The sequence below is a fragment of the Methylacidiphilum infernorum V4 genome, assembly GCF_000019665.1.
Taxonomy (GTDB): Bacteria; Verrucomicrobiota; Verrucomicrobiia; order Methylacidiphilales; family Methylacidiphilaceae; genus Methylacidiphilum; species Methylacidiphilum infernorum.
The window spans coordinates 1,833,310-1,853,741 of record NC_010794.1 but is presented as its reverse complement, the minus strand read 5'-3'; the positions used below and the strand labels follow the sequence as shown (position 1 = coordinate 1,853,741).

The 20,432-nt window shown below is 46.6% G+C and carries 19 protein-coding genes, 2 tRNA genes and 2 pseudogenes; 19 read left to right on the top strand and 4 right to left on the bottom strand.

The annotated features are described in order from the left end of the window. The first annotated feature begins 4 nt into the window (after nt 1-4). From MINF_RS08790 to MINF_RS08780, 3 genes are read left to right on the top strand one after another with little or no spacing between them, the layout of a single operon-like run. Nucleotides 5-754, top strand: coding sequence for a polysaccharide deacetylase family protein (locus tag MINF_RS08790; RefSeq protein ID WP_012464321.1), 750 nt, complete (start codon nt 5-7; stop codon nt 752-754). Next, the gene (locus MINF_RS08785; RefSeq protein ID WP_048810308.1) at nt 732-3,149 is read left to right on the top strand and encodes a glycosyltransferase; all 2,418 of its coding nucleotides are present in this window, start codon (nt 732-734) and stop codon (nt 3,147-3,149) included. Before MINF_RS08790 ends, MINF_RS08785 begins: the two co-directional genes overlap by 23 nt. Nucleotides 3,150-3,155: 6 nt before the next feature. Continuing rightward, complete coding sequence (locus MINF_RS08780; protein ID WP_048810536.1) at nt 3,156-4,892, top strand: M3 family oligoendopeptidase; 1,737 nt, start codon at nt 3,156-3,158, stop codon at nt 4,890-4,892. A 187-nt stretch (nt 4,893-5,079) separates the two neighbouring features. On the opposite strand, the gene hpf is transcribed toward MINF_RS08780, so the two are convergent. Next, nucleotides 5,080-5,427 carry a ribosome hibernation-promoting factor, HPF/YfiA family gene (gene hpf / locus MINF_RS08775; RefSeq protein WP_012464317.1) on the bottom strand — a complete coding sequence of 116 codons (348 nt, stop codon included), beginning with the start codon at nt 5,425-5,427 and terminating at the stop codon, nt 5,080-5,082. 90 nt (nt 5,428-5,517) lie between these two features. Here hpf and cimA point away from each other — a divergent pair, with 90 nt between their 5' ends. Beyond that, nucleotides 5,518-7,110: a citramalate synthase gene (gene cimA, locus MINF_RS08770; RefSeq protein ID WP_012464316.1), complete on the top strand. Its 1,593-nt coding sequence runs from the start codon at nt 5,518-5,520 to the stop codon at nt 7,108-7,110. A 129-nt stretch (nt 7,111-7,239) separates the two neighbouring features. Here the strand turns inward: cimA and MINF_RS11215 are convergent, their stop codons facing one another. Further along, entirely contained in the window at nt 7,240-7,437 is a 198-nt protein-coding gene (locus MINF_RS11215; RefSeq protein WP_187146934.1) for a hypothetical protein, read from the bottom strand. A gap of 197 nt (nt 7,438-7,634) precedes the next feature. Here MINF_RS11215 and lgt point away from each other — a divergent pair, with 197 nt between their 5' ends. From lgt to MINF_RS08710, 13 genes and pseudogenes are all read left to right on the top strand, one after another. Next, a complete protein-coding gene (gene lgt / locus MINF_RS08760) occupies nt 7,635-8,474 on the top strand; it encodes a prolipoprotein diacylglyceryl transferase (RefSeq protein WP_012464314.1) in 840 nt (279 codons plus the stop codon). Nucleotides 8,475-8,590: 116 nt separating this feature from the next. Then, nucleotides 8,591-10,426 (top strand): threonine--tRNA ligase, encoded by a 1,836-nt coding sequence (gene thrS, locus MINF_RS08755; RefSeq protein WP_012464312.1) that lies wholly within the window; start codon nt 8,591-8,593, stop codon nt 10,424-10,426. 14 nt (nt 10,427-10,440) lie between these two features. Continuing rightward, complete coding sequence (infC, locus tag MINF_RS08750; protein WP_012464311.1) at nt 10,441-11,094, top strand: translation initiation factor IF-3; 654 nt, start codon at nt 10,441-10,443, stop codon at nt 11,092-11,094. Then, complete coding sequence (gene rpmI, locus MINF_RS08745) at nt 11,087-11,296, top strand: 50S ribosomal protein L35 (RefSeq protein ID WP_012464310.1); 210 nt, start codon at nt 11,087-11,089, stop codon at nt 11,294-11,296. The genes infC and rpmI overlap by 8 nt, the downstream gene beginning before the upstream one ends. Before the next feature lie 51 nt (nt 11,297-11,347). Further along, nucleotides 11,348-11,710: a 50S ribosomal protein L20 gene (gene rplT / locus MINF_RS08740; protein ID WP_012464309.1), complete on the top strand. Its 363-nt coding sequence runs from the start codon at nt 11,348-11,350 to the stop codon at nt 11,708-11,710. 38 nt (nt 11,711-11,748) lie between these two features. After that, complete coding sequence (gene dxr / locus MINF_RS08735; RefSeq protein ID WP_012464308.1) at nt 11,749-12,909, top strand: 1-deoxy-D-xylulose-5-phosphate reductoisomerase; 1,161 nt, start codon at nt 11,749-11,751, stop codon at nt 12,907-12,909. Nucleotides 12,910-12,940: 31 nt separating this feature from the next. Beyond that, nucleotides 12,941-14,389 (top strand): RIP metalloprotease RseP, encoded by a 1,449-nt coding sequence (rseP, locus tag MINF_RS08730; RefSeq protein WP_048810535.1) that lies wholly within the window; start codon nt 12,941-12,943, stop codon nt 14,387-14,389. A gap of 56 nt (nt 14,390-14,445) precedes the next feature. Then, a pseudogene (locus MINF_RS11765) lies at nt 14,446-14,640 on the top strand (MerR family DNA-binding transcriptional regulator); the annotation flags it as partial. Further along, nucleotides 14,629-14,955: pseudogene (locus tag MINF_RS11490) on the top strand (zinc ribbon domain-containing protein); the annotation flags it as partial. The pseudogenes MINF_RS11765 and MINF_RS11490, both read left to right, overlap by 12 nt. Nucleotides 14,956-14,968: 13 nt before the next feature. Continuing rightward, nucleotides 14,969-16,723: a (E)-4-hydroxy-3-methylbut-2-enyl-diphosphate synthase gene (ispG, locus tag MINF_RS08720; RefSeq protein WP_048810534.1), complete on the top strand. Its 1,755-nt coding sequence runs from the start codon at nt 14,969-14,971 to the stop codon at nt 16,721-16,723. Nucleotides 16,724-16,777: 54 nt separating this feature from the next. After that, nucleotides 16,778-17,059 carry a Sec-independent protein translocase subunit TatA/TatB gene (locus MINF_RS11875; RefSeq protein ID WP_079200444.1) on the top strand — a complete coding sequence of 94 codons (282 nt, stop codon included), beginning with the start codon at nt 16,778-16,780 and terminating at the stop codon, nt 17,057-17,059. 125 nt (nt 17,060-17,184) lie between these two features. Next, the gene (gene hpnH, locus MINF_RS08715) at nt 17,185-18,189 is read left to right on the top strand and encodes an adenosyl-hopene transferase HpnH (RefSeq protein ID WP_012464302.1); all 1,005 of its coding nucleotides are present in this window, start codon (nt 17,185-17,187) and stop codon (nt 18,187-18,189) included. Nucleotides 18,190-18,231: 42 nt separating this feature from the next. After that, on the top strand, nt 18,232-18,606 hold the full coding sequence (locus tag MINF_RS08710; protein ID WP_012464301.1) for a hypothetical protein: 375 nt from the start codon (nt 18,232-18,234) through the stop codon (nt 18,604-18,606). 2 nt (nt 18,607-18,608) lie between these two features. On the opposite strand, the gene MINF_RS08705 is transcribed toward MINF_RS08710, so the two are convergent. Together MINF_RS08705 and MINF_RS08700 are read right to left on the bottom strand one after the other, a co-directional pair. Beyond that, nucleotides 18,609-19,250: a polyphenol oxidase family protein gene (locus MINF_RS08705; protein ID WP_048810533.1), complete on the bottom strand. Its 642-nt coding sequence runs from the start codon at nt 19,248-19,250 to the stop codon at nt 18,609-18,611. A gap of 16 nt (nt 19,251-19,266) precedes the next feature. Beyond that, a tRNA-Pro gene (locus tag MINF_RS08700) sits at nt 19,267-19,340 on the bottom strand. A 166-nt stretch (nt 19,341-19,506) separates the two neighbouring features. Between MINF_RS08700 and MINF_RS08695 the strand changes: the two genes are divergently transcribed. Beyond that, nucleotides 19,507-19,578: transfer RNA gene (locus MINF_RS08695), tRNA-Met, on the top strand. A gap of 142 nt (nt 19,579-19,720) precedes the next feature. Further along, a complete protein-coding gene (locus MINF_RS08690; RefSeq protein WP_012464298.1) occupies nt 19,721-20,377 on the top strand; it encodes a cytochrome c3 family protein in 657 nt (218 codons plus the stop codon). Nucleotides 20,378-20,432 lie beyond the last annotated feature (55 nt).

The following is a 20,432-nucleotide window of genomic DNA, read 5'->3' as shown; positions in this document are numbered from 1 at the left end:
GCGCATGACTGAAAAATTTCTTTTTGTCACTCTCCATGACGTGCATCCTCTGAATAGAGCTAAAATTGAAAAACAAAGAGAGCAGCTTTTGTCTTGGGGAGTTAAAAAGACAGGGCTGCTGATCATCCCTTTTTATCACCACCAGAAATCCATCGAGGAAGACGAGGGGTTTCGTGCATGGGTAGGCGATCGGCTGAGCCGTGGGGACGAGCCGATCATTCATGGTTTTTATCATGATCGGCTGGGCAGCAAAGAAAAGCTTTCTCAACTTTTTTGGACGCGGTTTTACACCCAAGGCGAAGCCGAGTTCCTTGATATTGGAGAAAGAGAAGCCTTAAGGCGGATTGGTCAAGCCAAGAAGCTCTTCGGGCAATTGGGATGGCCCACGAAGGGATTTATCGCTCCAGGATGGCTCTATGAGCCGCCCCTGCTCCATTGGCTTCGCAAAGCGGGATTTCGTTATACGGCAGCAATTGATCGCATTATTTTACTTGAAAACTCAACCCCTTCCTCTATTTATTCATTTTCCCTTTGCTGGTCGAATAGGTCGGCGTGGAGGAGGATGATCTCTCGGGCATGGAACAGTTGGCTGAAGAGCAGGGCGCTCGGGAAAGGAAAAGGTCATGTAAGAGTAGCCGTTCATCCCGAGGATAGTGATTATCGCTCCTTGTGGGAGCAGCTTGAGAGGTTCGTCAAGAATTTCCTGGATAGGGGAATGGAGTCGGAAACTTATGGAGTCCTGGTCAAAAGTTGATCTTCATCTTCATTCGAGTTATTCGGACAGGCCTTCGGAGTGGGTCCTGCGCCGTATCGGTTTTCCCCAAAGCTGTACCCCTCCCCAAGAGCTTTATGACAAGCTTCAAGCCAAGGGGATGCGGTGGAAAACCATTACGGATCACAACCGGATTGAGGGGTGCCTGGAGTTGATGGAAAAATATCCCGATGTTTTTCTAGGAGTGGAATTGTCCACTTTTTTCCCTGACGGCTGTGAAATCCATCTTTTGATATGGCACTTTGATCATCGTGATTTTGCTGCCTTAAAAGAACTTTCTTTGAATGTTTTCGATCTTGCCCGCTACCTGGTTGAAAAAAACATACCCCATGCGGTGGCTCATCCCTTGAAGAGTGTAAATTCGAAATTGACGGCGGATCATTTCGAGAAAATGATCCTCCTTTTCAAGGGATTTGAGGTTTGTAACGGGGCCTTGGAACCTCTTTCCCAAAAAATCCTTTCCCTCTGCCTGGGCATGTTGACTCCAGGACTGATCGAGGAATTTGCCCATAGGCAAGGTTTAGCGCCTCAAGGAGATAGGGCGCATGAAAAGATATTTGTAGGGGGTTCTAACGATCATGGGGGGCTTTCAGTGGGTTCGGCATGGACGGAAGTCAAAGGAGGAGCAACGGTTGAAGAATTTTTTAACTCCCTTTTTAGGGGACAGGGCAAAGTCCAAGGGGAGATGGGAGATCCTTTGAAAACTTCCATCGGTTTTTATAATACTTTTTTTAAATTCACACAGAGTCGGTTGAAGCAGAAAGCCCCCTTGACAGCCGATCTTGTAGGAAAGATCGCCGAAAGATTTGTCAAAGGGCAAAATCCCACGGCTTTTTCTTTTGCCGAAAAAGTAGGACATTTTGCCGAAGCGATCCGCACGGGCCAGGCGTTTAATTACATGGGAATAGCAGAGGGATCAACGCTGACGAAGCAGTTTATCCATTTTTTGACCGATGCGAAAACGAAGCAGATGCTGGATGCCATCGTCCATTCAACCGAAAAGCCCATTAACCGTTCCTTCCGTATAGCTTCCAAAATTGTAAACGAACTTTCTTATAGGCTGTTTCTCCAGTTCGTCTCTCGACTCGAAAAAGGGGATTACATCGATGCTTTCCAGTCCCTCTCGGGTTTCCTGCCGTTGGGACTTGCCGTTGTGCCTTATTTATGGTCTTTTTTTGACCAGGCTACCGATAAAACTTTTTTGAGAGGATTGGCCCACCGCTACTTGGGTTACCTTCCCAGGGAGCTTTCGGAAATCAAGGTAGCCTGGTTTACGGACACCATCGATGACGTCAACGGGGTGGCCCGGACAATCCAGGCGATGGCCAAAACGGCGTACAAAAGGGGTGCCCACTTGAAGTTGGTGATCTCGAGAAGCCAATTAAAAGAGCTGGATATTCCCGTACAAAATTTCGAACCGGTGGGGGAATTTGAAATTCCCGAGTACAAGCTCCAGAAGTTAAGTTTTCCCCCCTTTTTAGAAATAATGGACTATATCAAGAAAGAAGATTTTTCCCACCTGGTGATCAGCACTCCGGGTCCGGTGGGGCTCAGCGCCCTTTTGGCCGGCAAGATACTTCGGATTCCCCTGATGGGAATCTACCATACCGATTTTCCCCAGTATGCCCGGTTCTTAAGTGATGATTCCTGGATGGAAACATTGACCTGGAAATACATGGAATGGTTCTATGGCCAGTTAGATAAAATTCTCGTCAATACCGAGTATTATAAGCGGTGCTGGGTTCAAAGAGGAATTCCTGCTGAAAAGCTGGCTCTCTTTCCCCGCGGGGTGGATGTGGACATGTTTAGCCCCTCTTATGCGGACCAGGCGTTTTGGAAAAAATATGGATCGAGTTTACCCGTTATTCTTTATGTAGGAAGGATTTCAAAGGAAAAAGAGCTGGCTTTTTTGGCCGATCTCTCTCATTACTTGTGGGGAATGGGCAAGAGATTTTCTTTGGCATTTGTCGGGGAAGGCCCTTTTAGAGAAGAATTGCAAAGGCTGATTCCTGAAGCTATTTTTACCGGGGTGCTCACCGGCCTTGAGCTGAGTAAAGCTTATGCCTCGGCTTTTCTCTTTGTTTTCCCCAGTACAACGGATACTTTTGGCAACGTGGTTCTTGAAGCCATGGCTTCGGGGGTTCCTGCCATAGTTTCAGACGTGGGAGGGCCTTCCGAGCTGGTAAGAAAGCTTGGAATGGGAAAGATATGCAAGGCAAAGGATCTGAAAGCCTGGGCCCAGGCCATTTCTTCTTATCTTGACAACCCCCCGTCATGGGAACTGAAGAGGCAATGGGCGGAAAAGGTAAGAGAAGAAAGAAGTTGGAATACGGCTTTTCAAAATTTCTGGAATATGTTTCAAATCGAAGATACCTAATTGAATATGAACGAAACCGCCGAGATCAGCTTTTCTTTTTCTCCCTATAAACCCCTGCAATTTCTTGAACCGGGCAAAGATATCCTGGAAGAAAACACCCTTTGCGCATTGTTTGATAGGCTGGAACAGGAGCTTCAAAATGTCCGGGGCTTGGAAGATCTTAAAAGGTGGATCGGTTTTTACGATGAATTAAGAGAAGCCCTCGACGAGGAAAGGACCAAGCGCTATATCGCGATGACCTGCCAGACGGACGATGAAGAGAGAGAAAAAAGCTATCTCTACATCGTTACGGTGGTGGAACCGCTGAGAAAGCCCAGGCAAATGGCCCTTTTACAAAAGCTTGTTTCCAACCCCTTTTTTAACAGTCTTGACGGTTCTTACGCGGTTTTCAAAAGGTCTGTCTTGAGCCAGTTGGCTACATATAGCCAAGAAAATGTTGCCCGCGAAGTCGAAGAAGAAAAGCTCTGTCAACAATACCAGAAGATTTCCGGGGGGCTTGCGGCCGAATACGAAGGCAAAGAGTATACACTGGTTCAATTGAGCCCTTTTCTTGAAGACCAGGATAGGGAAAAGAGGAAAAAAGTATGGGAGATCATCGCCCAGAAACGATTGGAAAAAAAAGACATTTTTGAAGAGCTTTTCGACAAGCTCCTTGCTCTTCGCTCTCAAATTGCCGCTTCAGCGGGGTTCGACAACTACCGCAGCTACGTTTTCGAGAAATATCGCCGCTTCGATTACACCCCGGAAGATTGTTTAAAATTGGCCGAAGCGATAGAACAGACGGTAGTTCCCGTGCAAAGAGAAATACAAGACGCCAGGAAACGGGCGCTGGGTTTAGATAGGTTGAGACCTTGGGATCTAGCCGTGGACCCGGAAGGTGAACCCCCTTTGAAACCCTTTCATACGGCAGAAGAACTGTTTGAAAAAGTGGGAAAGATTTTCAAAAGAATGGACCTAAAACTGTGGAATTTTTATCAAACCTTGGGAGAGAAAAGGTTGATTGATTTGGAAAACCGCAAGGGGAAAGCTCCGGGAGGCTATCAAAGCACGCTCCCTTTGGCTCGCCTTCCTTTCATATTCATGAATGCCGTAGGAACGCATCGAGACTTGGAAACTCTACTCCATGAATCGGGCCATGCCATTCATTCCCTTGCCTCTAGAGATCAGTTCCTTTACGATTATCGATCGGCTCCCTTGGAGTTTTGCGAAGTTGCTTCCATGTCCATGGAACTTTTCGCTTCTTCGTTTTTAGACGAGTTTTATTCGAATAAAGAACTCAAAAGAGCAAACAGGAAGCTTTTTGAGGGGATTATTCTCTTTTTCCCCTGGATGGCGACGGTGGATAGCTTCCAGCAAAAGCTTTATACCAGTTCCGATCAAAGTAGAGAGAAAAGGGCGGATATCTGGGAAAGCCTTGTTGACCGCTTTGGAGGAATAGTGGATTGGGAAGGTTATGAAGAAGCCAGGCGCTATTTATGGCACCGCCAGCTTCATATTTTTGAGATTCCCTTTTATTACATCGAATATGGGATTGCTCAAATGGGAGCGTTAGCCTTTTGGATCGAGGCCAAAAAAGATTTAAAAACGGCACTTGAACGTTACCTTTACGCGTTGTCCCTAGGGGGATCGAAGCCGCTCAGGGAACTTTTTCAGCTTGCAGGCTTGCCTTTCGATTTCAGTGCGCAAACCTTGAGGCCCTTGATCGAAGCGGCCAGGGAGGAATGGTTGCGGTTTAGCACCTAAAAAGTATTTTCTTTGCCCCTACCCTTACAAATGCACCTAAAAAGTATTTTCTTTGCCCCTACCCTTACAAATCCTCGCAGGATTTCCTCCTCAAGGGAAAGAGAGCGCACTGAACCTGCCATGAGCCATACAGGGGGATTCGTCCTTAGGGTAGGGGGGTGATCGGCTTGCAAAAAGAATAAAACGGTTATTTTTCTTTTTCTTTAAATTCCCTTGAAGTGTCTCGGGATTTATCGGTAAGATCGGTTTTTCTTTTCCGCAGTTGCCGGGCCAGCCGATCCACTATAAGATCAACGGCTTGATAGAGGTCATGGCCGCGATCTTCGGCAACGATGTCTTTACCCGGTATATATAACCTTGCTTTTATGGCAAAAGCTTGATGGCTGATGTCCGCTTTTGCCGGTTCGTGGTGAATATTGACTTGGGCTGATAGGATCCGTTCGTTGATTCGGGTCAATTTTTCAAATTTCGATTCGATGTGATTGTAAAGGGCATCGGTCAGCTTCACGGTCGGGGATGAAATCTGAATTTGCATTTTTTTAATTTATCTTTTTTTTATTGAGAATGTCTAGATCAAATCCTATTTGATTTCTCCACAATTTATGAGAAGGTTATTTTTCCTACCATGCAAACGGGTAAAAAGAGCCAACTGTTTCTTTATGATACAACCCTAAGGGATGGTACTCAAGGCGAAGCCATCCACTTTTCCTTGTCCGACAAGCTGCGGATAGCCAAAAGGCTGGATGAATTTGGGATACAGTACATTGAAGGGGGATGGCCGGGAAGTAATCCTAAAGATTTTGCTTTTTTTAACCACTTGAAAGACTTGGAGTTGAAGCAAGCCAAGATTGCCGCATTTGGGAGCACTCGAAAGGCTCACCTGGGCGTGGAAGAAGACCCGCAAATACAGTTGCTGCTTCAAGCCCAAAGCCCGGTAGTTACCCTTTTCGGTAAGAGCTGGCTTTTCCACGTTCTTGAGGTTTTAAAGACCACGGCCGAAGAAAACCTGGCCATGATCCGGGATTCGATAAAGTTTTTAAAATCTCATGGCCGAGAGGTTATATTCGATGCCGAGCATTTTTTCGATGGTTTTAAAGCGGACAAGGGCTATGCCCTGGAGTGTATCAACGCAGCCGAGGAATCAGGGGCGGATTTCATCGTCCTGTGCGATACCAACGGGGGATCTTTGCCCTGGGAAATAGGAAATATAACGGCCGAAGTCCTCTCTCGGTGCAGAACCCCTGTAGGCATTCATACGCATAATGACGGAGAGTTGGCCGTTGCTAATGCTCTTGTAGCCATAGAAGCGGGAGCTCTGCAAGTCCAGGGAACGATTAACGGCTACGGAGAAAGAACGGGAAATTGTAATCTTATTTCGGTTATTGCCAATCTTGAACTCAAGATGGGCAGGAGAGTGCTCCCTCACGGAAAACTCAAGGAATTGCGGGAGTTGTCCCTGTTCATCGATGAAATAGCCAACGTCAGGCCCAATCCCCGGGCTCCGTTTGTAGGCAAGTCCGCTTTTGCCCATAAAGGGGGGACGCATGTCAATGCCTTGCAGAAAGCACTCAGCAGTTATGAACATATCGATCCTTTGGCCGTGGGGAATACCCGCAGAATTTTAATCGGGGAACTTTCCGGTCGGTCCAATATTATTCTTAAAGCCAAAGAGCTAGGCATAGCCCTGGAAGAGAACAATCCCAACATCCAGCGCATTCTGAATAAAATCAAGGAGCTGGAAGCCAAGGGATATGAATTCGAATCGGCGGAAGCCTCTTTTGCCCTTCTTCTCAAGAAAACCCTTTCTCCCTATCCCCCCTTTTTCAACTTGATGGAATATCATGTATCGATCCGTCAACTCCCTGCAAAGAATTACAAGGTTTGTGAAGCTACGGTCAAGTTGTCTATACGAGGGGAAAGAATTTATACCGTTGCAGAAGGTGACGGTCCCGTTCATGCTCTTGATAGGGCATTGCGCGAAGCATTGGCCAAGTTTTATCCTGAAATCAGTCAAGTCCGCTTGGAAGACTATAAAGTAAGGATCGTGGATTCGAAGGAGGGCACAGCCTCCTCGATACGCGTTTGGGTGGAGTCAACCGATGGCAAAAGGAACTGGTCGACCGTTGGGGTTTCGCACGACATAGTCGAGGCGTCCTGGTTGGCTCTCTTCGATAGCATAGAATACTGGCTGCTAAAAAAAACCGAAGAGCAAGCTTAAGGCCTTTTGTTTTTTAAGCGGGAGAAGGAAAAAAACGGCTTGGCCATTGATGTTCCACTCGAACCAGCGAAGAGAAAAAGCAGTTCAGTCGATAAGGATCACCCGGCCGATTGGAATGAAGCCAAGGGATCAGCGAGAAGGGAGATTGGAAGAACTTTGTTCTTTTTTCTCCTCTTTTTTCTCTTTTTTATGATGTTTCTTGGACTTTTTCTCAGGCTTGGTTTCGTCTTGGACCTGTTCAGCTTTAGGTTTGGCAAAGCTGTAAAGGGGACCAAAGGCAATACCCAAAGACATTATCAAGACAGATAGCTTGGCTATAGTTTTCATGGGATAACCTCCTTGTTTTCTTTTAATAATCATTTTCCACCGTTTTGACTGCTCAACTCTTCGCTGGCTTGAGTCGGATATACAATAGGCTTTTAATTGCTTATTTTGAACGATTTTAGTAATAAAAGAGAAGGGAAGTCAAAACTTTTTCAAAAATGATTTTTGTTTTTACCCTGTAACTGTTTTTCGAAAGCCTGATGATCGCCTATTTTGTCCATCACCTCAGTCCTTTTCTCATCCAATTTTCGGCTGGCTTCGGCATTCGCTATTATGGCCTTGCCTACGTTCTTGGATTTGTCTTTCTGTGGTTAGGCATGAGATGGCAGAGAAAGCGGGGGTGGCTGGAGCTTTCCGTAAGGCAGCTAGACGATCTTGTATTCTGGATAGCGCTGGGTGGGGTGATGATCGGGGGCCGTCTAGGCTATTGTCTTCTTTATGACTTCTTTCATACTCTAAAAGAGCCCTGGTCGGTGTTTGAAATATGGAGAGGGGGAATGTCCAGCCATGGAGGTATTTTGGGGGTTTTAATCGTTCTTTTTTGGGCGTCTTGGAAGTGGAAAAAGCCTTTTTTCCAGATCGCCGATGCGGCCGTGTGGTGTGCCCCAATCGGCATTTTTTTTGGAAGAGTTGCCAACTTCATCAATGGAGAACTTTGGGGTAGGCCCACGACCCTTCCTTGGGGGGTCGTGTTCCCCGATGCTCCCTTGGTTGATGGGCAGGTTGTGCCCAGGCATCCCTCCCAGCTTTACGAAGCCCTTCTCGAAGGAGTGGTGCTTTTTGGAATCTTGACTTACCTCCGTTTCCGTAAGGGGACGGCAGGGGCGGTTTCTATAGGTTTTCTTTTCAGTTATAGCTTGCTGAGAATCATTGGAGAATGTTTTAGAGAACCCGATCTCCATATCGGCTATTATTTTGGCTTTGCGACCCAAGGCCAACTTCTTTCTCTATTTACACTCCTCTTGGCTTTTGTTTTATTGTATATGAAAAAAAGAGGGATTTTAAAAACTTCAAAAGAGTCCATCGCCGCCAACCGTTAAAGGAGGGGGAAAGGACGATTTTGTTTTTTTAAAGAAACGGTGGATTTTGGAGTCTTTTTTTTGACTTTGCCTGCGATAAAAGGAAAATGTTCCAAAGGAAGGATAAACGCTGAAGAATGAACGAACTTGAAAAGTTGCGCCACTCCGCGGCTCACGTTTTAGCTGCAGCCCTATTAGAAATATGGCCCGAGGCACAATTGGCCGCAGGGCCTCCTGTTGAAGAAGGCTTTTATTATGATGTTGAACTCGATCATCGTATTAGTCCCCAGGATTTTCCGGCCATAGAAGAAAGGATGAAGAGAATTATTTCCGAAAAGCAACCCTTCAAAAGGATCGAGGTCTCTAGGGAAGAAGCCAGGCAGCTGGGGCTTAAAGGAAGGCTGGGAGCCTTATCGGAAAGGAAAATCCCGAGTCGATATAAACTCGATATCCTCGAATCGATTCCCGAAAATGAACCCATTACTCTTTACCAAAATGGTTCGTTTATCGATCTTTGTGCCGGGCCCCACGTTGAAGACACCGGATCGATCAAGAGCTTTAAGCTGACGCACGTTTCCAGCGCATACTACAAGGGGGATGAAAAAAACCCGCAACTGCAGCGCATTTACGGGACGGCTTTTTTCACTGCAAAAGAGCTCGAAGATCACTTAAAGCAGCTTGAGCAGGCTAAAAAAAGAGATCATCGCAAGATAGGAAAAGAACTTGAACTTTTCCTCATCGATGAAAGAGTAGGAGCTGGACTACCCCTTTGGCTTCCTAAAGGGGCGGTCATCAGAAGAGAGCTTCAAAATTTTTTGACCGAAGAGCTTCTCCAAAGGGGCTATCAACTGGTCTATACTCCTCATATAGGCTCACTCGATCTTTTTAGGACTTCCGGCCATTATCCCTATTACCGGGAATCCCAATTCCCGCCTATCCTTGATCCGGATGAGCTCAAGGCTTTTGAAGATAAAACCGGCAGTTGTGCAGAGCTGGCCAATCGCTTGGAAAAGGGAGAAGTTGGAGGTTATCTTCTAAAACCGATGAACTGCCCGATGCATATTCGGATTTTTGATTCAAAACCGAGGTCTTACAGGGATTTGCCCGTGCGCATAGCCGAGTTTGGGACGGTGTACAGGTTTGAAAAATCGGGCGAGCTTTCGGGGCTTACCCGCGTGAGAGGATTTACTCAGGATGATGCCCACATTTTCTGCACGGAAAGCCAGGTAGAAGGGGAGCTGATGGATTGCCTGGATCTGGTTAAAGTAGTCATCCAAAAAGTGGGTCTTTTGGACACTAAAGCCAGATTGGGATTGAGAGGAGAAGAGAAAGAAAAATACGTGGGCAGTCCTGAAAGCTGGAAAAAGGCAGAAGAAGGTTTACGCCGCGCAGCCGCCAAGAGTGGTATAGATTTTGTCGAAGAACCCGGGGAAGCGGCTTTTTATGGTCCAAAAGTGGATTTTCTCGTCAAGGATGCCATAGGAAGATCGTGGCAATTGGGAACGGTCCAATTAGACTACAACCTCCCTGCCCGTTTTTCTCTTTCGTATGTGGGAGAAGACGGCCAACTCCACGCACCAGTGATCATCCATAGGGCCCCTTTCGGTTCCCTTGAACGATTTCTTGCGATTTTGATTGAGCATTATGAAGGGCATTTTCCTCTTTGGCTGGCGCCGGAACAGGTTCGTGTCATTCCCGTTTCTGACGGCTTGATCGCTTATGGGGAAAAGATCAAAGAAATATTGCAACAAAACCGGTTTAGAGTTAGTCTTGATAGAAAAAATGATACCCTTGGAGCAAAAATTCGTGTTGCACAACTTCAAAAAGTGCCTTATATGCTAATCGTTGGTAAAAAAGAAGAACAAATGTCTAGAGTTTCGGTAAGAACTTCGAAAAAAGGAAATATAGGAGAAATGTCTCTGGATACCTTTATTTCTCTGATAACCGCTGAATATAAAGAGCGTAGAGTCTAAGATCCGATCTTCCTGTGCATCCTTCATCCCGTTTTCACTCCAATAAAAAAACCTTTGTTCGGATTAATAACGCTATTCGAGCAAAAGAGGTTCTTGTCATCGATTCAACGGGGAAGTCTTTGGGTGTCCTTCCTATTCAAGAAGCCCAGCAAAGAGCCCAACAACAAGGACTGGATCTTGTGGAGGTTTCTCCGCATGCTCACCCTCCCGTTTGCAAGATTCTCGATTATGGAAAGTTCAAATATTCCTTGTCCAAGAAGGAAAAAGATTCAAAAAAAGGGGCAACCAAGCTCAAAGAAATCCAGCTTCATGTCAATATCAACGAGCATGATTTCCTTATCAAGCTCAAGCAGGCGGAAGCCTTCATGGCCAAGGGAATGAAAGTCAAGTTCAACCTTTTCCTGAGGGGAAGAGAAATAACCCATCAGGATTTAGCCCTGAACTTGATGAATCGATTGATCAAAGAATTAGCCCACGTTGGGCAAACGGACCAGGAACCCAAACTTGCAGGAAGGAATATTTCCCTTACTTTTACTCCTTTACCGGCAAACAAAAGGTTGCTAAAATATAACCTTCCGGAAACGGAAACAACGAGAATAAGGGAAGAAAATAGGGAAAAACAAAAGGAAAAAGAAAACACCAGCAAAGAGGGGAACAAAGATGCCTAAACCTATTCCAAGAAGGAAAACAAAAAAGGCGGTAGCCAAAAGATTTAAAGTTTCAGCAAAGGGAAAGATTCTCTATCGTGGATCGGGGAGAAGACACCTGGCTTCTTCTAAAAACAGGAAAAGGATGAGACGAATCGGCTCTGTAAAAGTTGTAGATGACTCCGATAGAAAGAAAATTGTTGAAAGCCTGCCCTTTTCTTAAAATTGGAACTTTTTTTGAGATGCTATCGTAATACGAGAGGAGAGAGCGGATATGGCTAGAGCAACGAATGCGCCGCAATCGCGCAAAAGACGGAAAAGGCTTCTACGAGATGCACGAGGGTTTCGTGGAAGAAGGAGCAAGCTCTTTAGATATGCTAAGGATGCCCTCTACAAGGCAAGGTACTGGTCCTACAGAGACAGGAAAAATAGAAAAAGGGAATTTCGCGCGCTATGGATCCAGAGGATCAATGCGGCGTGCAGAAAAAGGGGGATGACCTATAGCCGGTTCATGGAAGCTTTGAGGAAAGCCGGCATTGGGGTGAACAGAAAAATGCTGGCGGAGCTGGCGGTGAGGTCTCAAGAAGACTTCGATCAAATTTTTAAATTAGCCAAGGAAGGGAACTTGGCAAGTTAGACACCCCAAAAGAATCCTTCCCTTCCTTTCCTGCATTCATGAGGAAAAAAGTCATTATCCTGGGATCGACCGGATCCATTGGCCGTAATGCATTGGAGGTAGCCAGGAAACTTGCAGATCGGGTTGAAATCGTAGGTTTGGCAGCAGGATCTCAGTCAGAACTGCTGAGAAAACAGTGCCTGGAATTTAATCCTCGTGCTTTTGCCTTGTGGAATACTCCCGCTCGACCCGAGTGGTTTAATGAATTTTCCCCTTCGAAAGGGTTTTGGGGTCCGGGCAGCCTCAATGCTTTGGTTGAAGAGCTGGAGGCGGACCTCCTTCTTGTGGCCATTGTAGGAACGGCCGGACTGGAGCCGACTTTGAAAGCCATAGATAAGGGAATCCACATCGCCTTGGCCAGCAAGGAAATCCTGGTGATGGCCGGCTGCGTGGTGATGAAGAGGCTCAGGGAGAAAGATGTCCAGATTATCCCCGTGGATAGCGAGCATAGCGCTGTCTTTCAATGCATCCGTGGCGAGGATAGACGCTCTGTAAAACGGATTATCCTTACCGCCTCCGGAGGACCCTTTCGAGGCTATAGCGTTGAAAGGCTAAAGAAAGTGACCGTTGAGGAGGCATTAAATCATCCGACTTGGAAAATGGGAAAAAAAATTACCATTGATTCGGCATCCCTATTTAACAAGGGACTTGAGATGATTGAAGCTCATCATCTTTTTTCTATCCCTTATTCTCAAATCGAGGTGGTTATCCATCCCCAAAGTATCATTCATTCCCTGGTAGAATTCTGCGACGGCTCTCAATTGGCTCAGCTCAGCCATTCGGATATGTGTTTGCCTATCCAGTTTTCTTTTACTTTTCCTGAAAGGCTACCCAGTCCTGTAAGACCGTTAAACCTTTATGAAATAGGAGATTTAACCTTTGAAGCTCCCGATCACAAGAGTTTTCCCGCTCTTAATCTTGCGAGATTTGCCGGGGAAGCGGCGGGAACTTATCCCTGCGCCTTGAATGCGGCCAACGAAGTGGCAGTAGAATCTTTTCTCGAGGGGAAAATATCTTTTTCCGAAATTTGGGAGTGCGTTGGCGCTGTTCTTGACAACCACAAGCAGACTCCAGATCCCCAGTTGGAAGAGATAATCGAGGCGGACAAGATATCTAGGGTCGCTGCTCGAGAATGGATAAAAAAAAGAGTTCGACTTTAGTCCATTGTGGGATAATTTTTTTATAATTTCCATGTCCTTGCAATCGCTTCTTCATTTCCTGGTCATCTTGTTCGAGGTGGTCTTCCTTTTCAATGTCATGATTGTTGTCCATGAGCTCGGCCATTTTTTAGCGGCTAGATGGAGGGGATTGGTCGTGGAAAGGTTTGGAGTTTGGTTTGGCCATCCTCTTTGGAAAAAGGAAATAGGGGGAGTAACTTACAGCCTAGGCTGGATCCCTGCAGGAGGATTCGTTGCCTTACCCCAGATGATTCCTAACGAGGATAATAAAGAAGGAGAAGGGGAGCCTTCTCGAAGGCAACTGCCGGCTGTTTCTCCGAAAGACAAGATCATTGTCGCTCTTGCCGGCCCCGTTTTTAGCCTTCTTCTAGCGGTTATCTTTGCCTTGGTTGTTTACGTTGTGGGCAGGCCGGTGAGCGAAAGCGAACTGACCACCGTGATCGGTTACGTGGTCAAAGATTCTCCCGCAGATCGTGCTGGATTAAGGGCGGGGGATAAAATTCTCAAAATTGATGGACATCCCGTCCAGAGATTTCAAGGAATGGATAACGATTCGGTCACTTGGAACATCGTTCGGAGTGAAGGTTCAACGATCGCTGTTGAAGTAGAGAGAGAGGGGAAAATATTGCACTTTGATGTTGTTCCTGTAAAGGAGGAAAGATCGGCATTTCAGCGGAAAAGCTTGAGGCAGATTTTTATTATGCCTGCCCAAACCCCTACTGTGGCCAAAGTTTTCCCGGGTAGTCCTGCCGAAGCGGCATCCATAAAGCCAAACGATCAGATTCTAGAAGTCGATGGGCAAAAACTTTATTCTCCCTTTCTATTGAACGACTATGTTGCATCCCACCCCCAGAAGGAAATGACCTTTTTGATTAAAAGGGCAGGGCGTACTTTTACGGTGCGGATCAAGCCGACCTATCCTGAAGGAGAAAAAGTTCCCCGTATCGGTTTACTGTGGGATTTAAACGGCCAGATGACCCTTTCTCATCCTGGCCCTATAGAGCAGCTTAAAGCGAGCGTTTCGGCGATGTTTAATGTTTTGCAGGCGGTTCTTTCCCCCAAGTCGGACATCAAGCCCCAACACTTAAGCGGGCCGATAGGAATAATGCGGTTTTATTACATGCTCTTTGAAAGTCCCCATGGATGGAGGCTGGCTCTTTGGTTCAGTGTCCTCTTTAATGTCAATGCGGCTCTTATAAATTTGTTCCCGATTCCCGTCCTTGACGGGGGGCATATTCTTTTGGGAGTCGTAGAATGGATCAGAGGCAGGCCGTTGAACATAAAGTTATTGGAAGCCCTTCAAACCGTCTTCGCTACTCTCCTCATCGGCTACATGCTTTATGTGACTTTTTTCGATGTTCAAGAAATTCCTTGGAAATCGAAGGGAAATGTTCCAGAATTAAAATTCCATTCCAAGGAGGAAGCGACATCTTCTCGGTCTCACCTGGAAAGTGCGAAGTAATAAAGGAGCTAAACTTTAGTATTGCAAATAGTGCGTAATGGTGTATTACGTAGGGAATGGAAAGCACAATGAGCACGGGCCGGGCGGCCAAGCTGCTGGGGGTCTCGGTCAAGACCTTGCAGCGATGGGAGCGTGAAGGCCGACTAATTCCTGCGGCGCGGACCGACAGCAACCGAAGGCTTTACACCGAATCACAGCTTCGTGATTTTCTCGGCCTGCGCCATGCGGTGTCCGAGCCGACGCGGCTCATCATCGCCGATCGCTGGTATCCGAGCAGTCGCCTGTGTTCGGTTTGCGGGTGGAAGAACGAGGCGCTGACGCTCAAGGATCGGAGCTGGACGTGTCCCGAGTGCGGCACGCACCACGACCGCGACTTCAACGCGGCGCTCAACCTCAAACGGCTGGCAACCGCAACTGCCCTACCCGTGGCGAGTCCGTCTGGTAACAGCGGCACTGCGGCAGAGATGGTCTCTGCCGTAGTCGGGAAAGTTACGCCTGTCAGAGACGATTCCGTTGAGGAATCGGGGCAGGAAGAGAACAGTGCGCACCTTTGTGCACGTTTTTGATAGCAGGCCAAACATGTTCACGGACAAAACCCATTTTTGCAGTTATAAACGAAGGCAGGCACGAGAAGTAGCGGTGGGCAAGGTAAAATTGGGCGGAGGCAACCCGGTTGCCATTCAATCGATGCTGACTTCAGACACGATGGATACAACCGCTTGTTTAAAAGAAACACTGGAGCTCGTGGAAAGTGGTTGTCAAATCGTAAGGATAACAGCCCCCACGGTGAAGGACGCATCGAACTTGGAGTTTATACGCCGGGGGTTGAACGATAGGGGTTGTGACGTCCCCCTGGTTGCCGACATCCATTTTAAACCTGAAGCGGCAATGGAAGCGGCGCGGTGGGTTGAAAAAGTGCGCATCAATCCGGGAAATTTTGCCGATCGAAAAAAATTTATCATCAGGTCCTATACCGATGAGGAATACAATCAAGAGCTCCAGAGGATCGAACAAGCCTTTTTACCCCTTGTTGAACTTTGCAGGAAGAGAAAAATCGCCCTGCGTATCGGGACGAATCATGGCTCTCTTTCGGATAGAATCATGAACCGCTTCGGAGATACCCCGCAGGGTATGGTTGAGAGTGCCCTGGAATACGCAGCGGTCTGCAGGAAGCATGATTTTCATGATTTTGTGTTCTCGATGAAAGCTTCCAATCCCCGGATAATGATTTCTGCCTACCGGAAGCTTATACAGACCCTGGAGAGGCTGGGGGAGGATTGGAATTATCCCGTGCATGTGGGTGTAACGGAAGCTGGAGATGGAGAAGATGGTCGAATCAAGAGCGCCATAGGAATAGGCAGCCTGCTTGCCGATGGTATCGGGGATACGATTCGGGTTTCCCTTACCGAAAAGAGCGTTTATGAAATTCCCGTGGCGGCAAAACTCCTTTCTGTCGTTGATGAATTGGCACAAGCCCCTTCACCGAGATTGAATTCCTTTTCCTTTTCCCCTCCCTTGGAATACAACAGGCGGCCAACGACAAAAATCGACTTGGGTATAGCTATAGGCGGAGATGAGCCGGTGCGGGTGGCCGTCCCCTCATCCCACTATGAATATCTTAAAAGCCGTCCCCCGGGGAAAGATTTTGTAGCTGAATTTCCCTATGATCCTTCTGCAATCGTTGAACTCGATCTCGACGATATCGATTCTATCCTTGCTCTTAGGGATAAACCTGCCCGGCTGGTGACGATCAAAGACGGTTGCCCTTATCCTCCCCTGTATGCTTTTAGAGCCCTGGCCTCCCTGCTGGATCCCTCTTGGCCCATACTTTTGAAGGATACGTTTTTCCCCTTAAGGGACCAGGGCTTGGGGGATAGAGAAAAAAACCTGATTGCTTCGAGTCTTCATCTTGGCTCCCTCTTGTGCGATGGCATAGGGGATGCGATATTGCTCAGGCGCGATCCTGATCCATCTTACGGCTTGGTTCTCTCTTATGCTATTTTGCAAGCGGCGGGTAATCGGACGGTCAAGACCGAGTACGTGGCTTGCCCCTCTTGTGGAAGAACGCTTTTTGACCTCCAGACAACGACGGCTCGGATCAAGAAAGCCACGGGTCATCTCAAGGGGATCAAGATTGCCGTCATGGGCTGCATCGTTAACGGTCCTGGAGAAATGGCTGATGCGGATTTTGGCTACGTGGGTGGAGCTCCGGGGAAAGTTAATCTTTACGTGGGGAAGAAGCCCGTTCGGTTTAACATCCCCGAGGCTGAGGCCGTGGATGCCCTCATCGATCTCATCAAGAAAGAAGGAAAATGGATGGATTCTGCAAGTTAATCTGAAAAAATTTTGTTTGATTGATAACTTTTTTTTTTCTGTTAAGTTTTTTTCATGATCTTTGCATTTGGATTACCATCGGGCTCGGAATGGTTTTGGATCTTTGTGGTCGTTTTTCTTCTTTTCGGAGCAAAAAAATTACCAGAGCTGGCAAGGGGATTGGGTAAAGCCCTGGGTGAATTTCATAAAGCGAAAGAAGAATTCGAAAAAGAGGTTAGGGAGGCAAGCAAGGTCCAAACGGAGGAGCCTGTTTCCAAGGGTAGCCCATTTCCCACTCCTGAGGGAACGGTGCCTAGAATTACCGAGAAAGAAGAATCAAGCAAGGGCGGTGTTTAATCCTTGATCTTCTTCTTACGGGGCATTTTCTAGAAAAGAATTAAGGCGTTGTCTTAATATTTTTATAGAAAAAAATACTAATGAGTTGACTTTTTCCCCGTTCTTTTTTATTCTCCCTGTTCACTATGGTGCCCTTATCTCAAATCTGGACGGTGGCGAGTTATGTCTTGAGTAAAAAGCTCAGGGGGGAAAAAAGATATCCTCTTGTCCTCATGCTGGAACCTCTTTTTCGATGCAATCTCGCCTGTGCCGGTTGTGGAAAAATTCAGTATCCCGACCACATATTAAACCGAAGGCTGACGCCCGAACAGTGCTGGAAGGCTGCAGAAGAATGTGGAGCTCCCATTGTGAGCATAGCGGGTGGAGAACCGCTCGTGCACAAGGAAATAGACCGGATCGTTGCCGGGCTCATCGAAAGAAAAAAATACATTTATCTTTGTACCAACGCGATTCTTTTACGAAAAAGGATCGATTTATTCAAGCCGAGCAAGTATTTGACGTTTAGTATCCATCTGGATGGACTGAAGGAAGAACATGATGAATCGGTTTGCCGTGAAGGAGTTTATGAAACGGCTGTTGAAGGGATTAGAGAGGCGGTGAAGAGGGGCTTTAGGGTCACGATTAACTGCACTTTATTTGATGGAGTTGATCCCCAAAGGGTTAGAGCTTTCTTTGACGAAGCCATGAATCTAGGGATCGAAGGCATAATGGTCTCACCCGGTTACAGCTACCAAAAAGCTCCCGACCAGGAACATTTTCTCCAGAGGAATAATACGAGAGAACTTTTCAGGCAGATTTTAAAAGAAAGAAAAAAAAGCTGGAAATTCAATCTTTCTCCCCTTTTCCTGGAATTTCTGCAGGGTAACATCGAATATGATTGTACACCCTGGGGAAATCCGACCTATAATATCTTTGGCTGGCAGAAACCTTGCTATCTTCTCCAGGATGGTTATGTGAAAAGCTTTAAGGAGCTCATCGAGAACACGCCATGGGAGAAATATGGATATAGGAGTGGGAATCCAAAGTGCGCCAACTGCATGGTGCATTCAGGTTATGAAGCTACGGCGGTAAACGATACGTTTGGCTCTTGGAAAGGTTTTGTTAAAACGGTCAAAGCCTCGTTATCTTAAGGGGAGACATCCATGGGAATTCTTTCACGAGGTTGAGCTTGTATGGAAGAAGGGAAAAAAAGTTGGAGTGGATTAAGCTTTGTGTTTAAAGATGATGTTCATAAAAAAGAAGTGCTGGAGGCCGCCTTCGATTATCGGGGTGATGTTACGGTTCAACTGAGAGGTGGCAAAACCCTGGCAGGGTATCTTTTTAATAGGCAACTGGATAGATTTCCTTACTTTGTTGAAATGCTCGTTGCCGGGGAAGATAGCCCTAGGATCATTCCTTTTGAAGAGATAGCCGCATTGAGTTTTAGTGGAAGGGACGCTGCCGACGGGAAATCCTACGAAGCCTGGAAGGCCAAAAAAGAAAAAGAGAGAAAAGAGGAGGCCAAAAAGATCGAGTCGGAAATGAAGAAAGCCGGACTTCTTGATTGAATTTATTGGGGAAAAAGGCCGAGGACAGCCCACATTCTTCCCGTGTTCCCCTTTTCAGCGCGATAGGAAAAGTAGCGTTCCAGCTGGCAAGCCGTGCATTTTCCCGAGTCAAAGATTTTTTCCACTCCGCAGGATTTAAGCTGATCGATGATATCGGAAACAAAATCGACTTCGTAATGGGGGAAACGGATGCAGGGACTTATTTGAACGATCAGATCGGATGGATTGGACTCAAAGTTTTTTTTCATTTCTAGGACCGCTTTTGTTGCAATCCTTAGTTGCGTTCCTTTTTTGCCGGAATGGACGAGTCCGATGGCCGAGTTCCTCGGATCAAACAAGTATAAAGCGGCACAATCGGCAATCCGAATGGCCAGGAGAACGTGGGGAAGGGCGGTTAAAAGGCCGTCGGCTTGAGGGAAATAAAGCTCCGTTTTGTCTTTTAATACCGCTACGGCTTCTCCATGAGGTTGACCGGCTCGGGCGATGGGGATAGAGGCATGAAGTCCAATACCTCCCAAGGAATTTCTCAGTAGGGGTTCCTCCGTTTGAGGGTGATCGGGGTCCCTGGGATAACGAAGAGACAGCCCGTGCTTGAGAGTGGGAAAGGAAAGAGCCGGGAAAAATTCCCATTGCAAGGTAATCATTTCATTTTTAAAAAAATCGGGCTGCAGGGATTTGAACCCTGGACCTCTTGGTCCCGAACCAAGCGCGCTACCAGACTGCGCTACAGCCCGGAAAAAATTAATATGGCAGCAGCAGGCTTTGAAGAAAAGTATTTTTCTAAGGAATGGTATTTCAGCTTTACCGGGATAAGCAGGGTCTTTTTAAATAGATGTTGAAAGAGGATACTTTTTGCTTCATCATGGAAAGAAAATCGCACCAAAAATGAGCCCATTTAATGGCAGGGTAGCTCAGTGGTAGAGCGGAGGTTTCATAAGCCTTAGGTCGAGAGTTCGATCCTCTCCCCTGCCAATTCCTCGTTATTGCTTTAATTGAATGATAAGTAATGAAAAAATCACAACCTCTTTTCTTTTTTCTTTTTCTTTTTAATAAGATCACTTTAAAAATAGAAGTATTATAAAAGCTTATAGAATTTGATCGAATTATTTTATAAATGGGTAACCTTTTCAGCCGTTCTTCCAACGATTTGCCTCCTAAGATAGTCTTGGGTATCGTGGTCCTGGGATTTCTCTTTGTCCTGGCCATCAGCTATTATTTTACTCCTAAATATTCCCGGGTTGGATATATGCCTACCCAGCCTATTCCCTTCGATCATGCTTTGCATACAAGTCAGCTCGGCCTGGATTGCCGGTTTTGCCATAGTTATGTAGAGAAAAGCGGTTTTTCTAACTTGCCTACAACCCAAACCTGCATGAACTGTCATCGGCAGATCAAGATGGATAGCCCTAAACTAGCTCCATTGAGAGAGAGCTGGGAAATGGGCAAGCCTATAAAATGGGTGCGAATCCACCAGCTTCCCGATTACGTTTATTTTGATCATTCCGCTCACGTCAACAGGGGCGTAAGCTGCGTCAGCTGCCATGGAAAGGTCAACCGCATGAAGGAAGTCTACCATGACAAGCCCTTGAGCATGAGCTGGTGCCTGGATTGCCATAGAAATCCCGAGTATTTTGTGAGACCTCAAGACAAGGTATTCGATATGGACTGGAGGCCGGAGGATGAAGGAAAAGAGCAAATCAAGATGGGTAAAACGCTGGTAAAAGAAAGAGGAATACATCCACCGGAAAATTGCGATGCTTGCCACAGGTAATAACGTGTAATTTAAGGAGATGGATAATTTCTTATCAATCTATATTTGGAGGGGA

Bases quoted from the DNA above. Each gene is read 5' to 3' on its own strand.
- MINF_RS08790 (WP_012464321.1), top strand. From the start codon at position 5: ATGACTGAAAAATTTCTTTTTGTCACTCTCCATGACGTGCATCCTCTG.
- MINF_RS08785 (WP_048810308.1), top strand. From the start codon at position 732: ATGGAGTCCTGGTCAAAAGTTGATCTTCATCTTCATTCGAGTTATTCG.
- MINF_RS08780 (WP_048810536.1), top strand. From the start codon at position 3,156: ATGAACGAAACCGCCGAGATCAGCTTTTCTTTTTCTCCCTATAAACCC.
- hpf (WP_012464317.1), bottom strand. From the start codon at position 5,427: ATGCAAATTCAGATTTCATCCCCGACCGTGAAGCTGACCGATGCCCTT.
- cimA (WP_012464316.1), top strand. From the start codon at position 5,518: ATGCAAACGGGTAAAAAGAGCCAACTGTTTCTTTATGATACAACCCTA.
- MINF_RS11215 (WP_187146934.1), bottom strand. From the start codon at position 7,437: ATGAAAACTATAGCCAAGCTATCTGTCTTGATAATGTCTTTGGGTATT.
- lgt (WP_012464314.1), top strand. From the start codon at position 7,635: ATGATCGCCTATTTTGTCCATCACCTCAGTCCTTTTCTCATCCAATTT.
- thrS (WP_012464312.1), top strand. From the start codon at position 8,591: ATGAACGAACTTGAAAAGTTGCGCCACTCCGCGGCTCACGTTTTAGCT.
- rpmI (WP_012464310.1), top strand. From the start codon at position 11,087: ATGCCTAAACCTATTCCAAGAAGGAAAACAAAAAAGGCGGTAGCCAAA.
- rplT (WP_012464309.1), top strand. From the start codon at position 11,348: ATGGCTAGAGCAACGAATGCGCCGCAATCGCGCAAAAGACGGAAAAGG.
- dxr (WP_012464308.1), top strand. From the start codon at position 11,749: ATGAGGAAAAAAGTCATTATCCTGGGATCGACCGGATCCATTGGCCGT.
- rseP (WP_048810535.1), top strand. From the start codon at position 12,941: ATGTCCTTGCAATCGCTTCTTCATTTCCTGGTCATCTTGTTCGAGGTG.
- ispG (WP_048810534.1), top strand. From the start codon at position 14,969: ATGTTCACGGACAAAACCCATTTTTGCAGTTATAAACGAAGGCAGGCA.
- MINF_RS11875 (WP_079200444.1), top strand. From the start codon at position 16,778: ATGATCTTTGCATTTGGATTACCATCGGGCTCGGAATGGTTTTGGATC.
- hpnH (WP_012464302.1), top strand. From the start codon at position 17,185: ATGGTGCCCTTATCTCAAATCTGGACGGTGGCGAGTTATGTCTTGAGT.
- MINF_RS08710 (WP_012464301.1), top strand. From the start codon at position 18,232: ATGGAAGAAGGGAAAAAAAGTTGGAGTGGATTAAGCTTTGTGTTTAAA.
- MINF_RS08705 (WP_048810533.1), bottom strand. From the start codon at position 19,250: ATGATTACCTTGCAATGGGAATTTTTCCCGGCTCTTTCCTTTCCCACT.
- MINF_RS08690 (WP_012464298.1), top strand. From the start codon at position 19,721: ATGGGTAACCTTTTCAGCCGTTCTTCCAACGATTTGCCTCCTAAGATA.